The 20797-nt window shown below is 44.3% G+C and carries 19 protein-coding genes and 2 pseudogenes; 3 read left to right on the forward strand and 18 right to left on the reverse strand.

Features of this window, described 5'->3' with window-relative positions; translation table 11 throughout:
• Positions 1-188: 188 nt before the first annotated feature.
• The 9 genes from ACTO17_RS04645 to ACTO17_RS04685 all read right to left on the reverse strand — a co-directional run bounded on the left by ACTO17_RS04645 (position 189) and on the right by ACTO17_RS04685 (position 8895).
• Positions 189-605 (reverse strand): GNAT family N-acetyltransferase, encoded by a 417-nt coding sequence (locus tag ACTO17_RS04645; RefSeq protein ID WP_172537121.1) that lies wholly within the window; start codon positions 603-605, stop codon positions 189-191.
• A 139-nt stretch (positions 606-744) separates the two neighbouring features.
• Positions 745-1812, reverse strand: coding sequence for a helix-turn-helix domain-containing protein (locus ACTO17_RS04650; RefSeq protein WP_482557059.1), 1068 nt, complete (start codon positions 1810-1812; stop codon positions 745-747).
• A 128-nt stretch (positions 1813-1940) separates the two neighbouring features.
• Positions 1941-2420, reverse strand: a complete 480-nt coding sequence (locus ACTO17_RS04655; protein WP_482557060.1) for an imm68 putative immunity domain-containing protein — start codon at positions 2418-2420, stop codon at positions 1941-1943.
• Between the two features lie 612 nt (positions 2421-3032).
• Positions 3033-3611: a DUF1062 domain-containing protein gene (locus tag ACTO17_RS04660; protein WP_482557061.1), complete on the reverse strand. Its 579-nt coding sequence runs from the start codon at positions 3609-3611 to the stop codon at positions 3033-3035.
• A 183-nt stretch (positions 3612-3794) separates the two neighbouring features.
• Entirely contained in the window at positions 3795-4082 is a 288-nt protein-coding gene (locus tag ACTO17_RS04665; RefSeq protein WP_172537124.1) for a CD3324 family protein, read from the reverse strand.
• A 127-nt stretch (positions 4083-4209) separates the two neighbouring features.
• Complete coding sequence (locus ACTO17_RS04670; RefSeq protein ID WP_482557062.1) at positions 4210-4980, reverse strand: nucleotidyltransferase domain-containing protein; 771 nt, start codon at positions 4978-4980, stop codon at positions 4210-4212.
• Between the two features lie 43 nt (positions 4981-5023).
• On the reverse strand, positions 5024-6043 hold the full coding sequence (locus ACTO17_RS04675; RefSeq protein ID WP_482557132.1) for a nucleotidyltransferase domain-containing protein: 1020 nt from the start codon (positions 6041-6043) through the stop codon (positions 5024-5026).
• Between the two features lie 72 nt (positions 6044-6115).
• The gene (locus tag ACTO17_RS04680; protein WP_482557063.1) at positions 6116-7507 is read right to left on the reverse strand and encodes a DUF6070 family protein; all 1392 of its coding nucleotides are present in this window, start codon (positions 7505-7507) and stop codon (positions 6116-6118) included.
• Entirely contained in the window at positions 7504-8895 is a 1392-nt protein-coding gene (locus ACTO17_RS04685; protein WP_482557064.1) for a DUF6070 family protein, read from the reverse strand. Before ACTO17_RS04685 ends, ACTO17_RS04680 begins: the two co-directional genes overlap by 4 nt.
• A gap of 175 nt (positions 8896-9070) precedes the next feature.
• Between ACTO17_RS04685 and ACTO17_RS04690 the strand changes: the two are divergent.
• Positions 9071-9577: pseudogene (locus tag ACTO17_RS04690) on the forward strand (tyrosine-type recombinase/integrase); the annotation flags it as partial.
• Here ACTO17_RS04690 and ACTO17_RS04695 read toward each other — a convergent pair.
• Positions 9557-9708: pseudogene (locus tag ACTO17_RS04695) on the reverse strand (DUF188 domain-containing protein); the annotation flags it as partial. The pseudogenes ACTO17_RS04690 and ACTO17_RS04695 overlap by 21 nt on opposite strands.
• 41 nt (positions 9709-9749) lie before the next feature.
• Here ACTO17_RS04695 and ACTO17_RS04700 point away from each other — a divergent pair.
• Both ACTO17_RS04700 and ACTO17_RS04705 read left to right on the forward strand, forming a co-directional pair.
• Positions 9750-9977: a type II toxin-antitoxin system Phd/YefM family antitoxin gene (locus ACTO17_RS04700; protein WP_482557065.1), complete on the forward strand. Its 228-nt coding sequence runs from the start codon at positions 9750-9752 to the stop codon at positions 9975-9977.
• A gap of 341 nt (positions 9978-10318) precedes the next feature.
• Positions 10319-11563, forward strand: a complete 1245-nt coding sequence (locus ACTO17_RS04705) for an IS256 family transposase (protein ID WP_482557066.1) — start codon at positions 10319-10321, stop codon at positions 11561-11563.
• A gap of 400 nt (positions 11564-11963) precedes the next feature.
• Here the strand turns inward: ACTO17_RS04705 and ACTO17_RS04710 are convergent, their stop codons facing one another.
• The 8 genes from ACTO17_RS04710 to ACTO17_RS04745 all read right to left on the reverse strand — a co-directional run bounded on the left by ACTO17_RS04710 (position 11964) and on the right by ACTO17_RS04745 (position 20774).
• Complete coding sequence (locus tag ACTO17_RS04710) at positions 11964-12437, reverse strand: DUF3795 domain-containing protein (RefSeq protein ID WP_482557067.1); 474 nt, start codon at positions 12435-12437, stop codon at positions 11964-11966.
• A 218-nt stretch (positions 12438-12655) separates the two neighbouring features.
• On the reverse strand, positions 12656-13408 hold the full coding sequence (locus ACTO17_RS04715) for an alpha/beta fold hydrolase (protein WP_482557068.1): 753 nt from the start codon (positions 13406-13408) through the stop codon (positions 12656-12658).
• A 168-nt stretch (positions 13409-13576) separates the two neighbouring features.
• A complete protein-coding gene (locus tag ACTO17_RS04720; RefSeq protein ID WP_482557069.1) occupies positions 13577-15049 on the reverse strand; it encodes an STM4011 family radical SAM protein in 1473 nt (490 codons plus the stop codon).
• 8 nt (positions 15050-15057) lie between these two features.
• The gene (locus ACTO17_RS04725; protein WP_482557070.1) at positions 15058-16419 is read right to left on the reverse strand and encodes an STM4012 family radical SAM protein; all 1362 of its coding nucleotides are present in this window, start codon (positions 16417-16419) and stop codon (positions 15058-15060) included.
• A 12-nt stretch (positions 16420-16431) separates the two neighbouring features.
• On the reverse strand, positions 16432-17235 hold the full coding sequence (locus tag ACTO17_RS04730) for an STM4013/SEN3800 family hydrolase (protein ID WP_482557071.1): 804 nt from the start codon (positions 17233-17235) through the stop codon (positions 16432-16434).
• 1 nt (position 17236) lies between these two features.
• Entirely contained in the window at positions 17237-18487 is a 1251-nt protein-coding gene (locus tag ACTO17_RS04735) for an STM4014 family protein (RefSeq protein WP_482557072.1), read from the reverse strand.
• 13 nt (positions 18488-18500) lie between these two features.
• On the reverse strand, positions 18501-19367 hold the full coding sequence (locus ACTO17_RS04740) for an STM4015 family protein (RefSeq protein ID WP_482557073.1): 867 nt from the start codon (positions 19365-19367) through the stop codon (positions 18501-18503).
• 153 nt (positions 19368-19520) lie between these two features.
• On the reverse strand, positions 19521-20774 hold the full coding sequence (locus ACTO17_RS04745) for an ABC transporter permease (protein ID WP_172539029.1): 1254 nt from the start codon (positions 20772-20774) through the stop codon (positions 19521-19523).
• Positions 20775-20797 lie beyond the last annotated feature (23 nt).

Consider the following 20797-nt stretch of genomic DNA (forward strand, 5'->3'; position numbering starts at 1 on the left):
GTATGCCCGGAGCACGTTCTATTTGGCAAGGGTTAGAGGTGCTATGCGCATTGCTTGCTTATCGAAGTTATCTTATATAAATGTGGGTCAAGTTAAGACCCTGTTACGGGAGTTTGTGGAGAAAACCGTAATCCACAAATCGGAAGCCCTTGACAGGAAACGCCGGGGGAGCTCAGTACCATTTTAATCTACAAAACTTTTCTAAAAAATAATTCCATAGGCTGATCAAAGGGCGTATGATTAAATATCAGTCCACCGCAATCAATATACCCTAATTTTCGATATAAATGCTGCGCTTCTTCATCAACCTGTGTTGAAATCAAAGTCATCTTATAACCTTGCTGTTTCATATCATTTTCCCAAAAGACAAGGGCCTGTGAAGCAAATCCTTTATTTCGATATTTTTTGTCAACAAATATGAAATTCAAAAAAGGAAGATTATCCCACAAAACACTATAATGCATGAGACCAATTGGAACACCTGTTTCCCACATTATATAACCCGTTTTTGTATAAACACGTTTATCATAACTATTATCATCTGTATGCTTATCAATACTCATTACAAAATCTTTATCCTGTTGGCTCATGTATTTCACTATCATCTTTGCGCTCCTATTGTAACTGCTGAACTGACGCCAGGTAAAAAGAGAAGTTTTTTCATTAATTTGTGTCATTTTCTTTTACAAAGTAAACTGCCATCATGCTCAGCCTGCCGTCCGACGGGCCGCATGGCCATCCATACTATGGAAGCCAGGGGGCTTTCATTAGTAAATTGGTAATCATAGTAATGGCAGGGAATACGATACCTGCAACTACCCAAATCACCCAACTATATCCCCAATTATTGGTAGAAAGGCTGTAACCCACGTATATTGCAGTAATAATTAGCCAATATACAACCGAGACAGCGGCTGTAATCGGCTGGTTTTTCTTTTTTTCTTTTGAATACTCACCCTCTTGTAAGAGTTTTTCATAGCTTGACCATATGATGCCGCTGCTGACAAAGAAAACTACGCCAAACCCTGCAATAACAAAAGAAGCTGAAAGCATAATCGATAACAATAATTCATTTTCATCGTTAAAAATTGCTCCTCCAAAAAGAGGGATTAGCGACATAATACAAAGGCTGGCCCCGATGATATTGTTTCTTGTGTATGTTGCGTTATATTGCGCTTTCCGTTCCGTAACCATTCCACGAACGCCATATTCCGTCTCAAATACTTCTGTTTCCAAATAATTATATGCTTCTGTTTTCCTGCCGCTTGAAATAAATACAGCAACCGCAACAGTGACAAAAACAAGTAAAATAATGATGCCAATTCCTCCAGCAACATGCTCCGCCAACCCATATCTGGAAATACCGCTAACTGCTCCTAAAATAAATAGGCAGACAGGTGATAAAATACACAGAAAAGTTGCTAATGCAATTGATTTCGATGTGGCGGCTTTTGCAGAAAGAAAGGCATTTGCTTCTTCCATAGAGACACGCCTCAGCGTAGAAACATCATCAGACGGAATCATACGTTCTGCTTCTTCGATTTCATCTTTCAGCAAATAATCTGTACTTACGCCAAATAACTCTGAAAGGTGAATTATTTTTTCAAGGTCCGGAACGGACTGCGCTCCTTCCCATTTTGAAACGGATTGTCTTGTAACGCCCATCTGTTCCGCTAATTCTTCCTGTGACCAACCTGCTTTTTTGCGAAGCTGAATTAGTTTGTCTGCAAAAATCATTACTATATCCTCCTTGTGATTATTATGCATTGATTTTACCTTTTTCTCAGGTTGCTTACCACCAATCAGCGCCATTCAATGTGTCAACTGCTGGTTGCATCCACAGTTTTATAGCGATTTCACCCTTTGGCTAAGCATACGGGCAATCCGGTAGTCCTTATGTATCGAAATACAGATGGCAGGAATGATTTTTCAAACACGCTCTAACCCATCCCCAATTCCTGACGAAGATTTTCACAGTCCTGTGCCATTTCCTGCATCTCCTCATCCGAAACCATCTCATGAAGATCATAAGCCAATGGAGCTTTTACAAAGTGAGCCAATGCCTTGTCCATGGCATGTTTTTCTTCTTCTGTAAAAGTAATGCGGACAGTTTCTCCATTCTCATCATCCAGCAATTCTCCCAGGGATACACTGCCTGTTACAGAACACTCTAACATTAAAGCCGCCAAATCGACGATTAAATCAATGGCATAATAAAAATCATACGTTTCACCCTCTGCGTCAGTATATCCCAAATCAGGCGAGGTACAAAAATCCCCATTGAGTTTTTTCAGTCCTGTATCTTCAAATATTTCACTCAGCGGTATTTCTGCTTTTTGCTTATCCGCCAAATACTCCAATAAGGTTAGACTGTCATCCGTACCCCCAATATAATTACCCCAATATTTTTCAATATACATTTTTATTTCCTCCTTTGCTAATCCCGGCTTTTGTTCAATATAGAAGCTTAAATCTATCTCTGGAAATCTAATCACACCAATTTCTTCCCATTCGGCAGCATGCGCTCCAGAATCTTGATTGCATGATAATCAATTTCAAGCATGCTCTGCTCTAATGCATGTTCTTCCATTGGATGATGCACTTGTTCCAATCCGTCAAACACATGTAAATACGGTGATTCTGATACCCAATTTTCTTCTGTATTAATTTGAATAATACTTGAAACATATCTTGGATTTGCCTGTCGGATCACCTTCTGGAAACATTCATAGCCTGTAACTGCATAACAGAATCAAGTTTCATATGATTTTCATAATCAGCTAAAGGAATTTCTTCCCATGGATTTTTCATTTGATTTTTCAGCTTTCTATTTATATTTTTTAAGAAAAAACGCATTTCCCGCGGCTGGCGGCATAGATTTTTCTATGTTAACAGTATATCATTAAATGATTCGTTCATCAATTTCATTTTATCAAACACGGTCTAATTAAAACAGAGAGAAAAAGAAATAGTACTCTGCTGCTTCTTTTTCTCTCTGTTTCATTGCAATGCCCCTGTTTTTCGCCAGTGATTCATCCGATCAGTCTGATTTCATTCAGACTGACTGTAAGGCATCTGGTTGAAAAGTTTTTCACTTCAATGCTTCCCTGCACCTTCCATTTTTCCACCTGGCTTCTGGATACTCCCAAAGCCCCGGCAATTTGTTTTTCCGGACGGATTTTCAGTTCACAGGGATTTTGTATGGTAAGAAGAACCTGGCTGCCGCAGCCATTTTCCTGCTCTGTGTCTGAAAGTTTCACAAACTGATATTCCAACCGCTCTGTATCCACCTCCGCCCTGTTTTTTCGAAACAACTGAAAATTTCTGCCATACTGTTCTGCAAGCTCTCTGTCATTCTGCAGAAACCGCTGATATTCTTCTGCCGATATTGCAGACATCCTCTGCCTTTCATAAATCGCAAGATTCCATGTATGCCTGCATTTCTCACACTGATAAATCAGCCACACATCCAGTTTATTTCCGTTGGCATTGACGCGGAATTTCTTTGTATTCTGAAACAAAGCCTTCCTGCCGCAGCCGGAACAATTGCGGATAACGGAACATGATCCTTCTGGAACCACTTCATATTCTATTTTCTTTGAATAGCTCATTTGCATCTCCTGTTTTTCGGTCAGATGCGCAGGCTATTACCGATCCTTTTTATTTGCAATAGCCGCGCTATGCAAAAGAAACGGGTAATGTCATAACAGTTTTCTCCTCTCTTTTTGATTTATTTTATCAGTCTGGGCCGGCAAAAGATACCCCAAACATTTTTATAAAAAAATGTGAGCCGCTCAATGACAGCCCACATTTGACATTTTTTCTGTTCTGATAATCCGCTGAATGCTTTTTTCTGATAAAAAATACGCGTCTGCAAGCTCTTTGATTCTCCTGCCAGACAGATAATCTCTGTAGATTAACTGGTTCCTGCTTTGAATTTCCCGCCTGTACAGAGTTTTGGCGCCCCATTCCTGACGGTTTTCCTGTTTTCTGGGAATGTAAATATTCGTGCCGTCCACATAATTTTGTATCAGTTCTATCACCTCAGCGGGCAGAATCTCTTCTGCTCTTATATAGCCCATGTTTGCCTCCTAAATATGATTTTCAGGAATCGCAGAGGCTATAACAATCTGCATTTCATTGCAATAGCCTTTGCTATGCAAACATTACATAACGTTTCATACAGCAGTCTCCTTTCCCTTCCTTTTATCATTCAGCAGACAGGATCATCTCCCGGTAAATCTGATCCAGCGTATCCCAGTCTGTCCTCCTGTCGTCTTCCATTGTATCTGCAATCTGTTTCTGCCGTTTTAATTCCTCCCGGATAAACTCTATAATCACCGGCATCTGAGGCTCATAGTTCTTTTCATCTGTTATTTTCTTTTTTTCCAACAATTCCTCAATACCGCTGCGCAGGCGTTTGGGCAGCTCCATCTGCATCAGCTCTTCAAACAATACCGGCGGGGCAGCGCCGCAGGCTTCCACATACCGGCAGGCCAGAAGGGGACGCAGCGCATAAAAATATTTTTTATACCTGACCTGCTCTTTTTGCAGATAGTTCTGGAATGTGCTTTGGGCTGTTCCATAATAATGGCACACCGCCGCTTTTTTTGAAAAATAGCTCTTTGCCTTCTGGTAAATCTCTTCCCATTGTTTCGTCTTTTTGTAAACCACCGGCGAATTGCTCCACTCAAACAGCGTTGCATTGCTCCGATGAAACTGCGTCAGCGCTTTTTTCAAATCCCATCCGTTGATATCAAGCACATCATCCAGCTGCCACTCTATAACGTCTTTTTTCTCCTTTAATTTCAGATAATCTTCCGGCCTTCTGACATAAATAAACCGTACATCATAATCACTGTCCAAAGAAGCAAATCCCCAGGCCCTGCTGCCGGATTCCACTGCAAGCAGAATTGTCACATTTTCCTGCTTCTCTATTTCCAATAATGTTTCCTGGATTTCTTCTAATATATTTCTCACAGAATGTCTCCTTTCCCTGTTCCGCCGACGATTCCGTTTTTCATCAGAACTCCATCTCCACTGCCCGCTGATTGACGGATTCCACGAACGCTTCCACTTTGGCCATATCCGGCTGCTTTGGCAAAATACTGTTTTGGACTGCGGATTTCAGCCGCGTCTCATATTCGCCCAAAATCTGGTAAAATTCTGCGTCAAAGGTTCCGTCCTCCTTCAAAAACCTGCCGTTTCGGATGCTCAAAAGCAGTTCTGCATCTTCCCTCCGATGGGTTTTTATTTTTCCCTGCTCCAAAATGTCAATGGCCATCAGAAACAGACGGATCAAATGCATGGCATGTTTATTCAGGTGATCGTCGTCTTTTTTCTTATTGCGCTTGCCGATCTTGTCATAATCCCGAATGACATTATTCAGCGCGCCGAACATTTTCTGAAAATCCCGCAGGGGCATATGGGTCTGACTGGCGTCCACAAAAATCTCCGTATCCATTCCGGCAGTCACCGCCTGATCCAGATAAAGATGAATGCTGCCGTATGCAAAATTCCCATACTGCCTCTGAAAATCCTCCAGAGTATTCTGAACCGAGTTTAAAATATGCCGCTCCCGTTTGGCCTGTGGCATAGAATCTCTGGCAATGGCATTCTGCAGTCTGCGAAGCTGTGCGCCGGCATATCCTCCGAATGATTTGGCCGCCCTCTGAGACAGAAACAAGCTTCTGTTGTCAATCAATTCCTGGCCAATCTCCGTTTTAATCAGATATTGTTCCTCATCCAGTCCCAGGATTTCGCAGGTATTGGGATTGCATTCCAACAATAGCTTCACCATTTTGTTAAAAGAATAAATCACCGTATCGGTGGCGGAATCCTCGTATTGTTCAAAAGCTGTAAGCCCCAGCAAATCTGAACGCAGCGGCAGGGTCACTCCCCGAAAATCTATATCGCTGTTTTCATTACTGGTTCCATAAGCATGGCTGCCTCCTAATCCCAGCAAAATAATCCTGCCGCCCAGCCGGGGATTGGTCCGCAGAAAATCGTATTCCGGACTCATCATTATTTTCTTAAAATCCACCTTCGTCACCTCACCTCTGCTTGCTGCTTTCCATTATAGCACATTATGACGGATAAGGTTCTAATAATTTTATCATTCTGCGTTTCCTCCTGCCGGAAGCTCCAGTTCCTTCTGTTCCACTTTATTAGAAAGATACCGGAAGGTTCCGTCCGAAAAAGGCATCACAACAATCTCATTCCGAAAGGCAAAATCAGAATTGTAATCGGCCCATACCCCGTCCACAAAGAGAGTAATGCTCCCGTCCCCATGTTCCTCATAGTCCACCACCTCCCCAAAAGGCGGATAAGGAACGGCATAGATCATTTCATAGGGATAACTTGCCGTGCTTTCTTCATACCCGCATTTTTTACGCACCTGCTCTGCAGATACCGGAAAATAACCAGTCATCACTTGTTCATATAATTCTGCAGGTATCCTGCCCTCTTCCGTTTTCAGAAATTCCCCGGTATCCATACGGTAAATGTCCTCAAACATACAGGGCATCAAAATATCTTCCGCATTGCCGCTGTCCCAGTTTGTCACAAGGACGTTGTAATTCACATAGCTTAAACCGGAAATGTATTTCTCTGTCAGCTCCCGGCATGTATCTGAAAGCGGCTTCACCCGCCAGCACTGACGCAGACTGGCATGAGCCGCCGGCTCCTCATAGGCATAAATCAGATAACCTTTTTCCGTCAGCTTAAGTTCTGAAAGATTGCTGACCAGAGTTTCTTTTATGCTGCAGGATAAGTTGGAAGCATCCTGCAAAAACCCTTCCGTTTTGCTGTCTGATGCAAAACTTGCAGGTTCCGCCTGCCACTCAATTCCCACATAATACGTCTGCAGCCGGCCATCCCGGTACAAAAAGGATGAAGCCCCAAGCAGCCCGTCCAGATTTATTTCAAATACGGTCACCATTGCCTCACGCTTTTTCAGGTATGCCTGGTAAAATTCCTCCACTTTCTCATAATTTTCCATATTGGCATCCGCCGTAACGCTGACAAATCCTGCTTTTTTGAGAATGGAAACCGCCTCCCTGCGCTGTGCCTCCGTGAAATTCCTGATATAAAAATGATGGCCCGGCCCTTCTTCATATTCCGCATTCTGATATAAATCCCGCACCTGTTCTGCCGCAGTCAGTGCAAGATTTTTTAATTCTTCTTTTTCGGAATCTGTAAATATGCATTGTTCTGCCTGAGGCAAAAACCAGGGAGATAAGTCTGCCTCCGGGTCTGCCGAATGTTCCGGACTGTTTAACCGTTCTGCCGGAAGCTCTTTCATTGGATCATATAGGTTGTTCAACGTTTCCTGTCCACACTTATATACTAACGCCGCCCCTGGGATTATCTGCCATTGTTTTTCTTTCTCCGTTCCGCCAAAATGCCGTTGAAACATACTTTCTGCCTGGATCGCTGTCAGCAGAAACAAACAGCATGTACCAAGGCTTATCAGGCAGAATTTCACATTTCTTTTCCATTTCCTCATTCTTTTCCTCCATAAATTTCCATCCATTGTTCCCAGGACAATCGCTCTGCATGCCACCAAAAAGAATGCTCCCCTCTAGCCGAAATCCCCTCCGCTTTGTCCGGCTCAGATGAAACAATCACCTGATTTGACACATATTCAAAAGCTTCCTCACCGCCGCCTTTGGATTCCCCCTCCTTTAACGGACGGATCACCGTTTTATGGGAAAATAATCTGGATGTTTTTCCGTCGGGATACACCCCATTGACAAACAATGTGATTGTCCCGTCCGGATTTTCGGTACCGCCTACCACCTCAGGATATGGGATGTCAGAATAATCAACCTCATAAAATCCCCGGGGCCTGTATTCATAAACCCTGTCCTTTGGAACGTACGCAGTTTTGGCACGAATCGTCTCTCTGTCAATCTTAAAATGTGCCGAAATCACCGTTTCAAATTCATGCTCCGGCACCTGATAAACTGCCCCGGCGTTTAAGTTCTCATCTGCCGCATAGGGAACCGGCTTCTGATACAATTCCGGATAAAAAATATCAAACACATCATACAACTCCAAGGCTTCAAAATCCTCCTCACTCCAGTCTGAAAGAAATATATTATTCCGCCCATAACCCACCGGCAATATATATTTCCGGTTCCATTCCCGGCAGGTTTCATCCAACGGCAAAATCCGCAAAACTGTATGTTCCGGCGTATCGCTTAAGGTCAGCACATAATTTACCGCAGAAAAATATTTTCCCTCAAAAATCAAATATCCTTCTTTGGTAAGCTGCCATCGGTCAGCAGGATAACTTGCCGTATCTATATTTTTCAAGGAGCCGTTTTCATCATATTGGCAATATTCCCGGACAATATTGATGCTGCCATCTTCCGTTTTAATATCAAATTTCCGCAAACCACAATCCTCAGCCACAAGAATTGTCAGTTCTGCCGGTTCCTGTTTTTCTGCTGCCTCACAAAATTCCAACACCTGTTTTGCATTGGTCATATCCACCTGATTCTTACTGTCCACCGCTGCATATCCCTGCCCGCCAAGCCGCTCCACAATACTCCCCATGACCTCAAGGGAACCTGACGTATTTGTTTGGGCTGCTTTTTCGTACAGATCCCGGCAGAGTTCTGCAATGTGCTCCGCTTCGGCATAATTGGAAGATTCTGTCTCAGATACTGCTGCAGGAAGATCTGAATCTTTTTGCGGCTCTGATGCTGCAGGAAACTCTGAATCTCCTTTCAGCTCTGATGCTGTTGCTGGAAACTCTGAATCTTTTGGAGCTTCTGATATTTTTGCGAAAAAATTTGGATCTTTTGCCCCTTCTTTACTGCAGCCTGCCGCCATCATCACAAATACTGCAAATAATAATAATTGTACGATTCTGTTCCTTTTCCCCATGGTAATCTCATATTCCTTACATCGTCTCTAAATATTACATATATAATATTTTGTTATTTTTTAATATATTACATCTGTAGGATATAGAAGTCAAGTAAATTTTTCGCCTATACAGACGGAAATTTTCTGACAGATCGGAAAATTTATGTATAATAGAATCCTTGAGAGGGAAGTTCATACATTTGAATACAAAGAAATTATTGACAGGAACCCTTTTAACCGAATGCAGATACGGTTTCGGGAACCTATGATTTTGCCCAAAACAATTCCACTGCACACGGTAGAACGGTTCCTGGCCGCCATTTATCAGCAATACAAAAGTGCCGGCACCGTACTCATTTATGGAAAAGGCGATAAGGAACGGCGGATTCAGATTGGCAATGAATCTGTCATTCAAATTCTGGAAAAATATAAAAACAGCTTTTCCAGGGAAATTCAGGCCTGCGGGCATTTTTTCGTGAATCAGGCCGGTAATGCCTTATCCGATCAGGCGGTTCGGAGAATGATCAACAAATACACTGCACTGGCCTCGATAGAATTACATATTACTCCTCATATGTTCCGGCATACTTTTGCCACAAGTTTACTGGAAGCAGATGTTGACATACGGTTTATCCAGGAAATGCTGGGGCATAGTTCCATTAATATTACGGAGATTTATACGCATGTGGTTCTTCCCTGAAGCCCGTCTGGCCTTTTCCCCAAATGCCGCTCCATAAGCATCTGAGCAATATTTTCATCCGTATACCACTTCCCGGACTGGTGAATGGCATAGGCTCCTTTTCCAAGAGCCATCACCGCCACACCATAATCCTAAGTCACCACAATAACCCAAAGAAAAGGAGGATTTAGCCATGGTTGTTACCGCAACAGAATTTAAAGCTAATTTCGGAAAGTATCTTGAATTAATTACTAAGGAAGATATCTTTATTACTCGTATTGGAAAAACGGTTGCTAAAGTTGTAAATCCACAAGTTTCTGCTGTAGATTCCCTGCGTGGAATGCTTGGCGGTATTGCCTCTGATATTGATATGGATTCTTTACGGAAGGAGCGTCTGTTAAAATATGAAAATAATGTGTGATACAAACGTAATCCTTGACGTGTTATTGGAAAGGGAACCTTTTGTAGAGGATTCTTACAAGATTCTGAAGCTTGGTGTGCAGCGTTGCGAACAATGATATTCTTATTGCATTTCAGAAAAAGGCAAAGGATTTTGAGGATTGTCTTGTTGCTACTTGTGCCAAATCTATACATTGCGATTATGTTGCTACCCGAAACAAAAGAGACTTTGAAGGCTTTGGGGGAGTGTAAAATAAAGTGTGTAAGTTAGAAATACAGCAAATCTAACTGCACACTTTATTTTTCTGTATAAGGTGTGCTACACTCAAAGAAAGGATGAAGAAAAGGATGGGTACAGCACTTATGGCACGAAGAAACAGACAGAATACCAAAGGAGCAGCGATCGCACAGGCAATCATGGAGGAATACCAGCCGCAGACGAGGGAAGAGATGCAGGATGCCATCAGGGACATCTTCGGACCGATGTTTGAAGCTATGCTCCAGGGTGAAATGGATTCCCACCTGGGGTATGGGAACAACGAGCGTGGAGAAAAAAACACCACGAACAGGCGCAACGGATATTCCCATAAGTCCGTTAACACTGCGTATGGGAAAATGGATGTTTCCGTGCCCAGGGACCGGGAAGGGAGCTTTGAACCGAAAGCGATCCCCAAACGTACAAAGGATGTCAGCGGGATTGAAGACAAAGTATTGTCCATGTATGCGAGGGGCATGAGCCAGCGGGATATTGCGGATACTGTGGAAGAGATATACGGTTTTGATATTTCCCATGAGACCATTTCAACAATCACGGACAGGGTGGTCGGGACTGCGGAAGAATGGCAGAACCGGCCGCTGAAGAAGTTTTACACATTCCTCTTTGTTGACTGCATCTATGTCACCATCCGCAGGGAAATGGAGACAAAAAACTGTGCGGTATATGTCGTTTTGGGATATGACGCAGACGGTATCAAGGATGTGCTGGGGCTGTGGATCGGCGAATCGGAAGGGAAACATTACTGGATGCAGATATTTGACGAGATCCGGGCAAGGGGCGTAGAGGACGTGCTGTTCATCAGCATGGACGGCGTATCCGGCCTGGAAGAAGGGGCAAGGAGCATTTTTAAGGATGTGGTAGTGCAGCGCTGCATCGTACACCTGATCCGGAATTCCATCAAATACATACCGTCAAAAGATTACAAGGCATATACGGCCCAGTTAAAGAAGGTCTATGGAGCCCCCAGCCTGAAAGCTGCGGAGGCGGAATTTGAACGGTTTAAACAGGCATGGGCAAAATATCCTGGTGCAGTGGATGTATGGGTGCGTAACTGGCAGCATGTAGCCCAGTTATATAATTATGGGAGTGCAGTCAGGAAGGTCATGTACACGACAAACGCCATAGAATCCGTCAATTCGAGTCTGCGGAAAGTCACAAAAAAAGGTGCCTTCCCCAATGAAGACGCTGTGCGCAAGGCCTTTTATCTGCGGATTGTGGAACTGTATAAAAAATGGAACGGCCGCCCCGTGGCCAACTGGGCGTTAGTCCGCAACCAGCTTGCTATGGATGACAGGATGCAGGCACGTATACTCAAGTATGAACAATATTGATCCTGCTATGAAAAACCGGCAGCTTTGAAAACTGCCGGTAAGGAAATTTTATGAAACTTACACATTTTTCTTGACAAACCCGGCTTTGAATTTCTGTGCTTACCCCGACTGAAATTCTTTTGAAAATTATATAACACACGTTTCACAGAAAATCTCTTATCTCCTGATTACAAAATAAAATTATAGCTGATATAATCCAATGCTCGCTATCTATGCGGAAACTCCGCAAAGCATTTTTGTGCAGCCGACATCTTCCATAATCTGGCTTATCTGTCGAAAAGAAAATCCTATGTCCTTTTCACCTCCCTTCTGGATTTGGTTTCTCTTGACTTTTTCAATACCGCTGTATGTATCTTTTTCATCATTTCGTATCAGGCAGAGTAATATTTGATTTATAAAACTATTTTTTTCTAAGTTTTAAGACGATTCCCTTTCTGTCAGCTATATCCTGAAAAGTTTTTACAATGTAAGAAATCTTATCTTTTTTTGATAAGTCAGATAATGTAATATCCGTTTCAACTTTCTTCAATGTTTCTTGAAGTTCGGAAAGCTCTAACAAATTAACTGCCAGACAATAAAAATTCTTTTTTCGCCCATTGTTATAAGCGGAAAGTAACTGTTCAAGAATATTTCCTTTTTCAATTAGTTCTGCTATATATTTTTCAATACCAATTTTCTTAGCTTTTCTTATATCTCTTTTTTGATGCAGATGTGTGATAAAAGAGTCATTTTCATCAATATGGCTATATTTTTCACATGGATAATGAATACACTCATAACAATACTCAATTTTTCCATTTTGCAGACTGCATTTTGCAATAGGACAGGATTGATTGCCATTGCCGCACCCGCCGCAATGTTTTCCTAAAAACATTGAACACAAGCTGCAATTCAAACCACATATCTTTCACATGGCCGGCCTCCAATACAAAGCTGACAACAATTAAGTCAATTTCATGTGATTTTTCCTCTCTTTCTTTGATTTCTTCCATTTCCGGGTACGAAAAAAGGGGCTATCTATTTCCCGACAGCCCCTTTTCCTTACCTGTCAGGGGCATAAATCGTTATTTCCCAACAGCCCCTTTTTCAGTTTTAACCGTATATAAATTTAAAAGCAATTTCTGCGAATTGTTCCGCATTTGTTGCAACAGCAGGATGTCCGCCAGTATCGAATATATGTATCTTTCCATTTGCGATAAGATGATTCATTTCTCTATATTCTTCCAACATATCTTTCCGGCACATCTGATCTTGTAAACTTCCTGCAAAAAGAATGGGTACACTCAATGTTTCTATTGACTTGGAAAATAAAGGCAATTGCTTTTCTGCGCATTCGACTAAAGCGACAGTATTCAAATCCACTACAATTTCCCAATCTTCACCCTGGCACCATTCATAAAATTGTTTCGCACAGGCGTCTTTTTTTGAAAATTCTCTTTCTTCCAATAAGTTTTTCGCAAAATCTTTATCCAATGCCCTGCCATCAAAACTGTCTGCAATAACTTTATTTACAAGGTCTGGCCGTTCTAATGCTGTATTAACCGCTGCCCAAGCTCCACCGCTTGTACCAAGAAGATTCACTTTTTTAAGTTTTAAGTGCTCGATAAGGGCAATCACTTGCTGCGCTTGCGCGATCCATAAATCTGCTGGAAATTTATCCACCCTGTCAGATTTTCCATTACCCAGAAAGTCAACTAAAATCACCCTGAAATGCTCTTGATATAATGGGATCAGCATTTCAAACATTGCCGATGAAGCTGCATCGCCATGCAGCATTATCAGCGGTTCTCCGTTCCCAATTTCTTTATAAAATATTTTCTTTGATTGATAATTAAAATATGACATATCTTTGCCTCCTAATCTTTTTTGAATATTGAATTGATTAGCAAGGCGTAATAGCATAGGTACGCCCTGCTATTACAATGTTACAATGATACCCATAGCGCAAGCCTCCGTTCCATTACCGCTTATTTACTCAAACTCCCGCAAGGTAAACTTTGTGCATATTAAATCCTAAGAAAAAAACTCTATCATTTCCCTGTCATTCAAAGAATCCCCGACCGCCGTAACATCTTCCCTCCGATACCCCATCGCCCGGCAGATTTCCAGAATTCCCGCCAGTTTTCCCGTTCCCTGTTTCGTGATCTGCATACAGTTTCCCTCCCATAAGATCCGGCAGGAATCCGGAATTTTAAGAGCATCTGCCAGTTCTTTCTGTTTTTGCTCCGGCATCTGGATTCCCCGTCTGACACGGTGAAAATACAAGGTCACCTTATAAATATCCGCTTTTTTCCGGTAAACATGCACTTTAAACCCATATGCTTTCTGTTTCTCTTTTATCCCTGTCAGCCACCCGGCTTCCATCGGCAGAATCACATCCAGGCTGCCTTTCTCCTGGCTTTGGGTCTGCCATCTTGCGCCATTGGCAAATACGCCGCCGCGAAACACATGCCATACAGAGGACAGCTTTCTTTTTGCAGCCTCCAAAGGCAGTGATGTGGCAAGGTAAATCTCACACCGGACGGACAGCCGCAGCAGACCCCGGGCGGTGTGCTCCGGTATCCGCCTGAGCCCCTCCGGGACAAGGGTGCCGTCAATATCAAAAAATACTGCTTTCGGATAAACAGGAATGCGGAAGGCCGGATAAGGCCGGAAAAAAGGAGCCACAGCATCGCTGCGGTTGCAGTAGGCCAGATAACAGCTGCACGTTTTTCTTTTGCATCCCGAAAGCTCTTCCTTTTTGCTCTCCACGGAATCCTCATAAAAATTTCCAATGTTTTCCCTGGAAATATTGCATCGGCGCATCATTCCGTCTGCTTCCACAAAACGGCTGTCTGCACAGGCTGTAAGCTCCGCCCTGTAATGTTTTAACTCCTGTCGGAAATAGCCGTCTATTTCTGCGAAAGCTTCCAACTCCGCCTCTGTATAACGTCTCCCAAGGCCATCCATTTTATTGATCCAAAGGTAGACAGAATCCGGCAGCGCCTTTCGCAGCATACGGATTTGCTCTAAATACTCCGGAACGCCTACCGCACCCACACAATAGGAAATCTTCTGTTCCGTCAGAAAACGGCAATGCCGCGCAAATTGTTCCGCCGATATCATTTCAGGATGGAAAGTTCCCCACAGCCGCAGCTTTTTCAATTCTCCTCCGTGCTCTCGGTAGACAGAAAGCATCTCCTCTGTGGGAAAACTGAAATTACTCTGAGCTCCCACTGCGTCTATCACCGGACTTCTGCTTAATGCCGCAAGCCCTTCCCAGTAATACGGATGAATCAACGCCTCTCCATAAGGAACAATCTGCACAGCTCCGCCCTTTTGCTGCTGAAGCATCCGGCCTGTAAAACGAAAAAACGCTTCCCGATCTGCCTGTATGCTCCGCCTGCTGCAAGTTCTTTTTGCAAAAGGGCAATAGCTGCAGGAATAATTGCAGGACTTCAGGCTTCCCCTGTAATACCATTGTCTTTTTGTTACGTCTCTCTCCATCGCCTGTTTCACCGTTCCATCAATTGCCGCACTTCTTCGGACATTAATTGGGGCCCCAAAAAATCAGATAAGGAAAATCCCTCTTCCGTCAGCGAAAGGAAGCCTGCGGTTTCCAAAGCATAACCGGCCTGAACCCAGTCCAAAAGCAACGGAAAATCTTTCTCTGCCTGACTGCCAAAATGCAGACTGTAATCCGCAAGGCAGATGCCCCTTCCATACAAAATATGCCGGATCACATACCGCCGTTTCTCTTCCTCCAAAGGCAGTAAAAATCCATGGGTAATTTTCCGGTAATCCTCCTGTTCTATATAGTTTTGCAAAATAGAAAGGCACTGACCAGGCTCCACTGCATAAGGCGTGCTGAAATGCAGATTTCCCAGATAGCTTCTCCCTCCGCAGCCGATGGATACGGTATTGCCAAATCCGCACAGGGAACCGGGAAGCTCCCGGGCAACGTTCCTTTCCCCGCTTTTTCCAGTCTGCCTTACAAAATCTCTCTCCAATCCACTTTTTCCAGTCTGGTTTATGGACTGAGGCTCCTGTTTTTCCCGCACAAACCGGCGCATGGAATAAGGCCGGTATCCTGCTTTAAGAAGAAATTCCCGCACAAACCGGTACATCTCAAAGGCATCTTCCGCACATTCCGCACCCTGACGGTAAAGATAGGTTCCCGGCTTCACATACAGCGGATATACAAACAGCTCTTCCGGTTCAAATTCCAACGCCTGGCCCAGAGAATCCCCAAGGCTCTCCATGGTCTGTCCCGGTATTCCGTAAATCAGGTCAAGGTTCACACATGCAAACCCAACATTTTGAATCAGATCCAGGGCTTCCTTTGCCGCAGCCGCAGTATGAAACCGGTGCAGGGTAAGAAGCTCTGCTTCCTGAAAACTCTGTACGCCGATGCTGAGACGGGTTACTCCCTCTTCTTTTAAAATTTTTAACTTTTCTCCAGTTGTCTGATTGGGGGAAGTTTCCACCGTAACTGCTGATTTCCCCGGTTCTATCCCAAAGTAATCCCTGGCAATGGAGAATACCTTCCCAAGCAGATGCTCCGGCAGCAGCAGGGGAGTTCCCCCTCCTAAGGTCAAATCGGAAAATTCTGCGTCTCTGGGCATAAGCTCCGCAAGCTGCCGGGCCTGCCGCTCCATGGCTGATACATACGCTTCCATCTGCTGCAGTTTTTGCCCTGCCAGGGAAAATAAATTGCAGTACCCGCATTTATACTGACAAAAAGGAATATGAAAATACAGGCTGTTTTTCCCGCCTGACAGCCTGCCGGCATAATCCTTCCATTCCAGGTCCGGAAGGGCCCGATATGCCATTTTATGGGGATAACTGTACATATACTGGATATATGGATGTTCCATCTGAATACCCTCCTACAACAGAAAATGCTTATACGGAACTGTAGTTACAATGGGATGGTTAATCCCATGATACCAAACGCCGTCCTCTCCATAACAGGTTCCGTGATCAGAACAGCATATCACGAATGTTTCCCCTTTTTCACGAAATGCCTCAAACAGCCTTCCCAATTGTCCGTCCACGTAACGCAGCGCCAGGGCATGGGCTTTTTTACTGTCTTTTTTCTCCCCTTCTGCATAAAAATAATTGGGATAATGCAGGGCGGAAATATTCAGATACATCATAATCTTCTGCCCCTCTTCCGCCTGCCTCAACTTCTGCAGTGCAAAATTAATCTGATGCTCGGCTGATTCCTTCACCCTGCACCCAAAGGCCGGCTTCCAATAACTGTGCTGAAAATAAGAAGGCAGTACTTTCCCCACGTCGGTTCTCTTGTCAAAAAAACTGACTCCTCCAATGCAGTAGGTTTCATATCCTTCACAGGCAAGCCCCTCCACCCAGGTTGCACCCTGAAACGCATAAGCCCCTTCCGGCGCCTGACGCCCCATGCCAATGTCCGGGGAGAAAAAAAGCGGCTTGCGCTTTTTCATATCCAAAATCCCTTCCTCTATCGGGAAAAAACCGGCAAACATGGCCTGGTGGGAAGGATAAGTGAAATTGCCCGGCGCCTGGCATTTCTGCCAGGGGCCATACCGGTTCAGCACCGGCGTTTCGCCTTTTTCCTGCTCCTCAGCCGCCACGTCATACCGCAGGGAATCAATGCATACAAATAAAATATGGCACTTCCCCACAATTTGGTTCATATCTGTTTTCTGCATACTATTTTTCCTTAACCTCCGCAGCCTTTGCCTGCCCGGCCAGAATACGCGCCTGCTCTCTGTAAATCCTGTTTTTGCCGTAGATATCCCGGTAAATCAAGTCTCCCTGCCCGTTCATCTCAATCACCCGCGGCCGGAGAGTTCCTTTTTCCAGCAAAAGATCAATCCCCGCCATGGAAATGCCGACGCAGGAATTTTCTCCATTCCCTATCCCTCCAACGGAAAATGCTTCATACGCTTCCCGGCATACCGCTGTAATCTGATCCATGACAGCTTCACTCAGCCCAAGATTCTCTGTATCCAATGCCTGATTGTTCAAATGCAGGTTGGTAATGGGGCCTTTGGACTGGCGGGCTATCATTGCAGCAATATGTCCAAACTGGAACACCACCCGCAAATCATAGCTTTTCCCATGAAAATCTGCTTTGGGATGCCAGCGCTCCACCACGCATTCCAGAGACAGCAATTGGTTCAGAAAACGGCTGATTTCCGTATTTTCTTCCATACAGACCAGTTTTTTGGTATTGATTAACTGCCCCTGCTCCAAACGGCAGGAGGTATAAAGCTTCCTGCGCCCCAGACCCGGATGCAGGCGGAAAGCCGCCACGCCTGCTGCACCAGAAAAATACCTCGGTTTGATAAACACACTGTAACAATGCTTCTGTTCCATCACCGCTTCCAACTGGTCAGCCGTCCTGATTTCCTCTGGAAACATCTCTGTCACCGGAATTCCCCGGGCTTTCAGCCGCAGGTTGGTATCCCTTTTGTCAAGCATCCGGCAAATCATTTCCGGATGGTTTAGAAAACGGCAGTCTGCCCGGGCTAAAAACTGCAGGCTTCTCTGGTATGCTTTTAACTGCTCTTGCATCTGGCACAGCCGGACCGTCTGATACCCAGGCGGATCTATCTTTACCGCCGCCCCCTGCAGGTTTCTCAATACAGCGTTTTGGGGCTCCCCCTGCAGGCTTCTCAGAGCAGCGTTTTGGGGCTCCCCCTGCAAGCTTCTCAGAGCAGCGTTTTGGGGCTCCCCCTGCAGGCTTCTCAGAGCAGCGTTTTTTGACTCTCTCTGCAAATTTCTCAATACAGCGTTTTTTGACTCCTCCTGCACGTTCCGATCAAATATTTCTTCCCAGGCCGCCTCCTGATACGCGATACCCAAACTGTCCGCCGCTTTCCGAAAAAAAACTGACCGTTTGGAAAACGGGTCGCCGATTAAGACCACCCGCCTGTTTTCCTGTTTTTCTGCACTCATTTTTAAAACGCGCCTATTCTGTCAGCATGGGGTAAAAATAGAGTTCCCCGTCGTAATCATCTGCTTCCTGCTGATCCTCCACATTTACCTGAACACCGGGAAGAGCTTCCAGCTTCTCCATCATCTCGTCTGACATATAATGGTACTCCAGCTCCAATTGTTTAATATTGGGATATTCCGGTATCTTATCCAACAAAATCTGTCCGCCCTTGTCTGTCAGAGAACCCATGGATAAATCCAATGTTGTAATCCTGTCAATATATTTACTGTCGAAAACCGCTTCTGTAATCTCATCCTGAATCTCGCTGTCTGTCAGCCCCAAATAGGCAAGATTTGGAAAATCCGATTCTGCCAGCAGCTTTTGAATGGTTGCAAGATCCCCGTCAAACCCATAATCCTCCACGCCGATATATAGAAGCAGCTTCTGCAGAGAGGGAAGTTTTGCTTTCTGTATGGATTCCATGATGTGGGAGGGAAGGCCGCCGCAGATAATCTCAAAATGCTTCAGGTTTTCATGAACTATTTCTCCAAGCGCCAATTCCGTACTTCCCTTAATCACCAGTTTTTCTAACTGGGGCACAGCCTCCCAAAGTTTAGAATAATCCGCCTGGATAATCCAGGAAACCTCACATTCCTCATATTCCATGTCTGCAAAAAACAAACTTTTGATCTGGGAAAACTTCTCCTTGTTTTCCACAATTCCATTTACAATCACCTGTAAGCCCTCTTCTGTGTCATCCCAGCATTCTCCTCCCCAGGGCCCGATGACAATTTCCTCCAAATCTGGAAGTTCTGCATCCTCCAGAATTTCTTTCAGCAAATCCGCCACTGTCTTTCCTTCGTCTTTATACGTGTACGCATATCGTTTACTTTTGTACATATCCTACCTCCTATTTGCTGAGGGGCTGCCGCATGAAGAAATTCTGCACAAGATATTCAGCCGTTGGCTATATTCTATCTCTTGCGTCTATGTCCTTTCATGCGGCAGCCTCTTCTTTATTTAATTTAGCCTCAGAATGGTTCCGATTCTGTCTTACTCATGCCGCAGCGCATCAATCGGATTCAGATTTGCCGCCTTATAGGAGGGCAGCAGCCCGAAAATAATTCCGATAGCCATGGAAAATACTACTGACAGGATGGACGCCGGAACGCTGATGGATACCAGTGTACTGGTGACTTTGGAAATCACTTCTGCCAGTACAATTCCCACAATCACTCCTATCAGCCCCCCAAGACTGGTCAGCACCGCTGCTTCTGTCAGAAATTGTCCGAGAATCTTGCCTTTTCTGGCTCCGATTGCCTTCTTTAATCCAATCTCCTGGGTACGCTCTGTGACGGACACCAGCATAATATTCATAACGCCGATGCCGCCTACTAGCAGTGAAATCCCTGCAATCCAGATCAGCATGGTATTGGTGGACTGGCTCAGCTTTTGAATATCCTCCGCCTGTTTTAACAGATCGGCTGCCTTGTATTTCATGGTATCATCCGAAACATTCAGCCCGTTGTTCAGAATATTGGCTGCTTCTTTTCCTGCAACCGTCATATTATCCACTTTGTCCAGTTTCAAAATCAAAGACTGGGGTTCATCATACCCATACAGAATGGGCCAGGTGGCATCCGGAACATACACCGCGCCGCTGCTGGACTCCGCATAGGTATAGTACTCTTCTATACTGTTAATCACCGGCTCAAATCTGGAAGATTTGGCAATGATGCCGATGACGATAAAAGGCTCCCGCTGAATCTCCACAGTTTTCCCGATGGGATCGACGCCCTGAAACAAAGTTTCTGCCGAATTTTCATCCAATACCGCCACTTTCCGGAATTTTGCATAGTCAGAATCGGTAAATCCTCTTCCCTGCTTGATAATATAATTGCAGGTGTCCAGATAATTCCGGTCAATGCCGCAGACTTTTCCGCCGGACATTCCTGTATTCAGATAATACACTGCATTGTAAGTTTCTCTGGAAGTATACAGGGAAGCATTTTCAATATGATCCAGTTCCAGAATCTGTTTTCTGGTCTCTTCTGTAATGACCGGCACCCCGTCCGGCACTCCGTAATAATCTATCTCGTAGGTATTATCCCCCTGATAAAGCTGCACATTCACGGTATTGTCTCCGGAACCAATAAGATTTTCCTTGATCTGTTCATTGGTTCCTTTGATGGTGGAAACAATGGCTATTATGGCTGCAATACCGATAATGATACCTAACATCGTCAGAAAGGAACGCATCTTATGCGACCACAGTCCCTGAAGGGACAATCTGATATTCTCTAGCATCTGTTTTTCTCCTTCATCTTCTA

The sequence above is a fragment of the Petralouisia sp. genome, assembly GCF_056822245.1.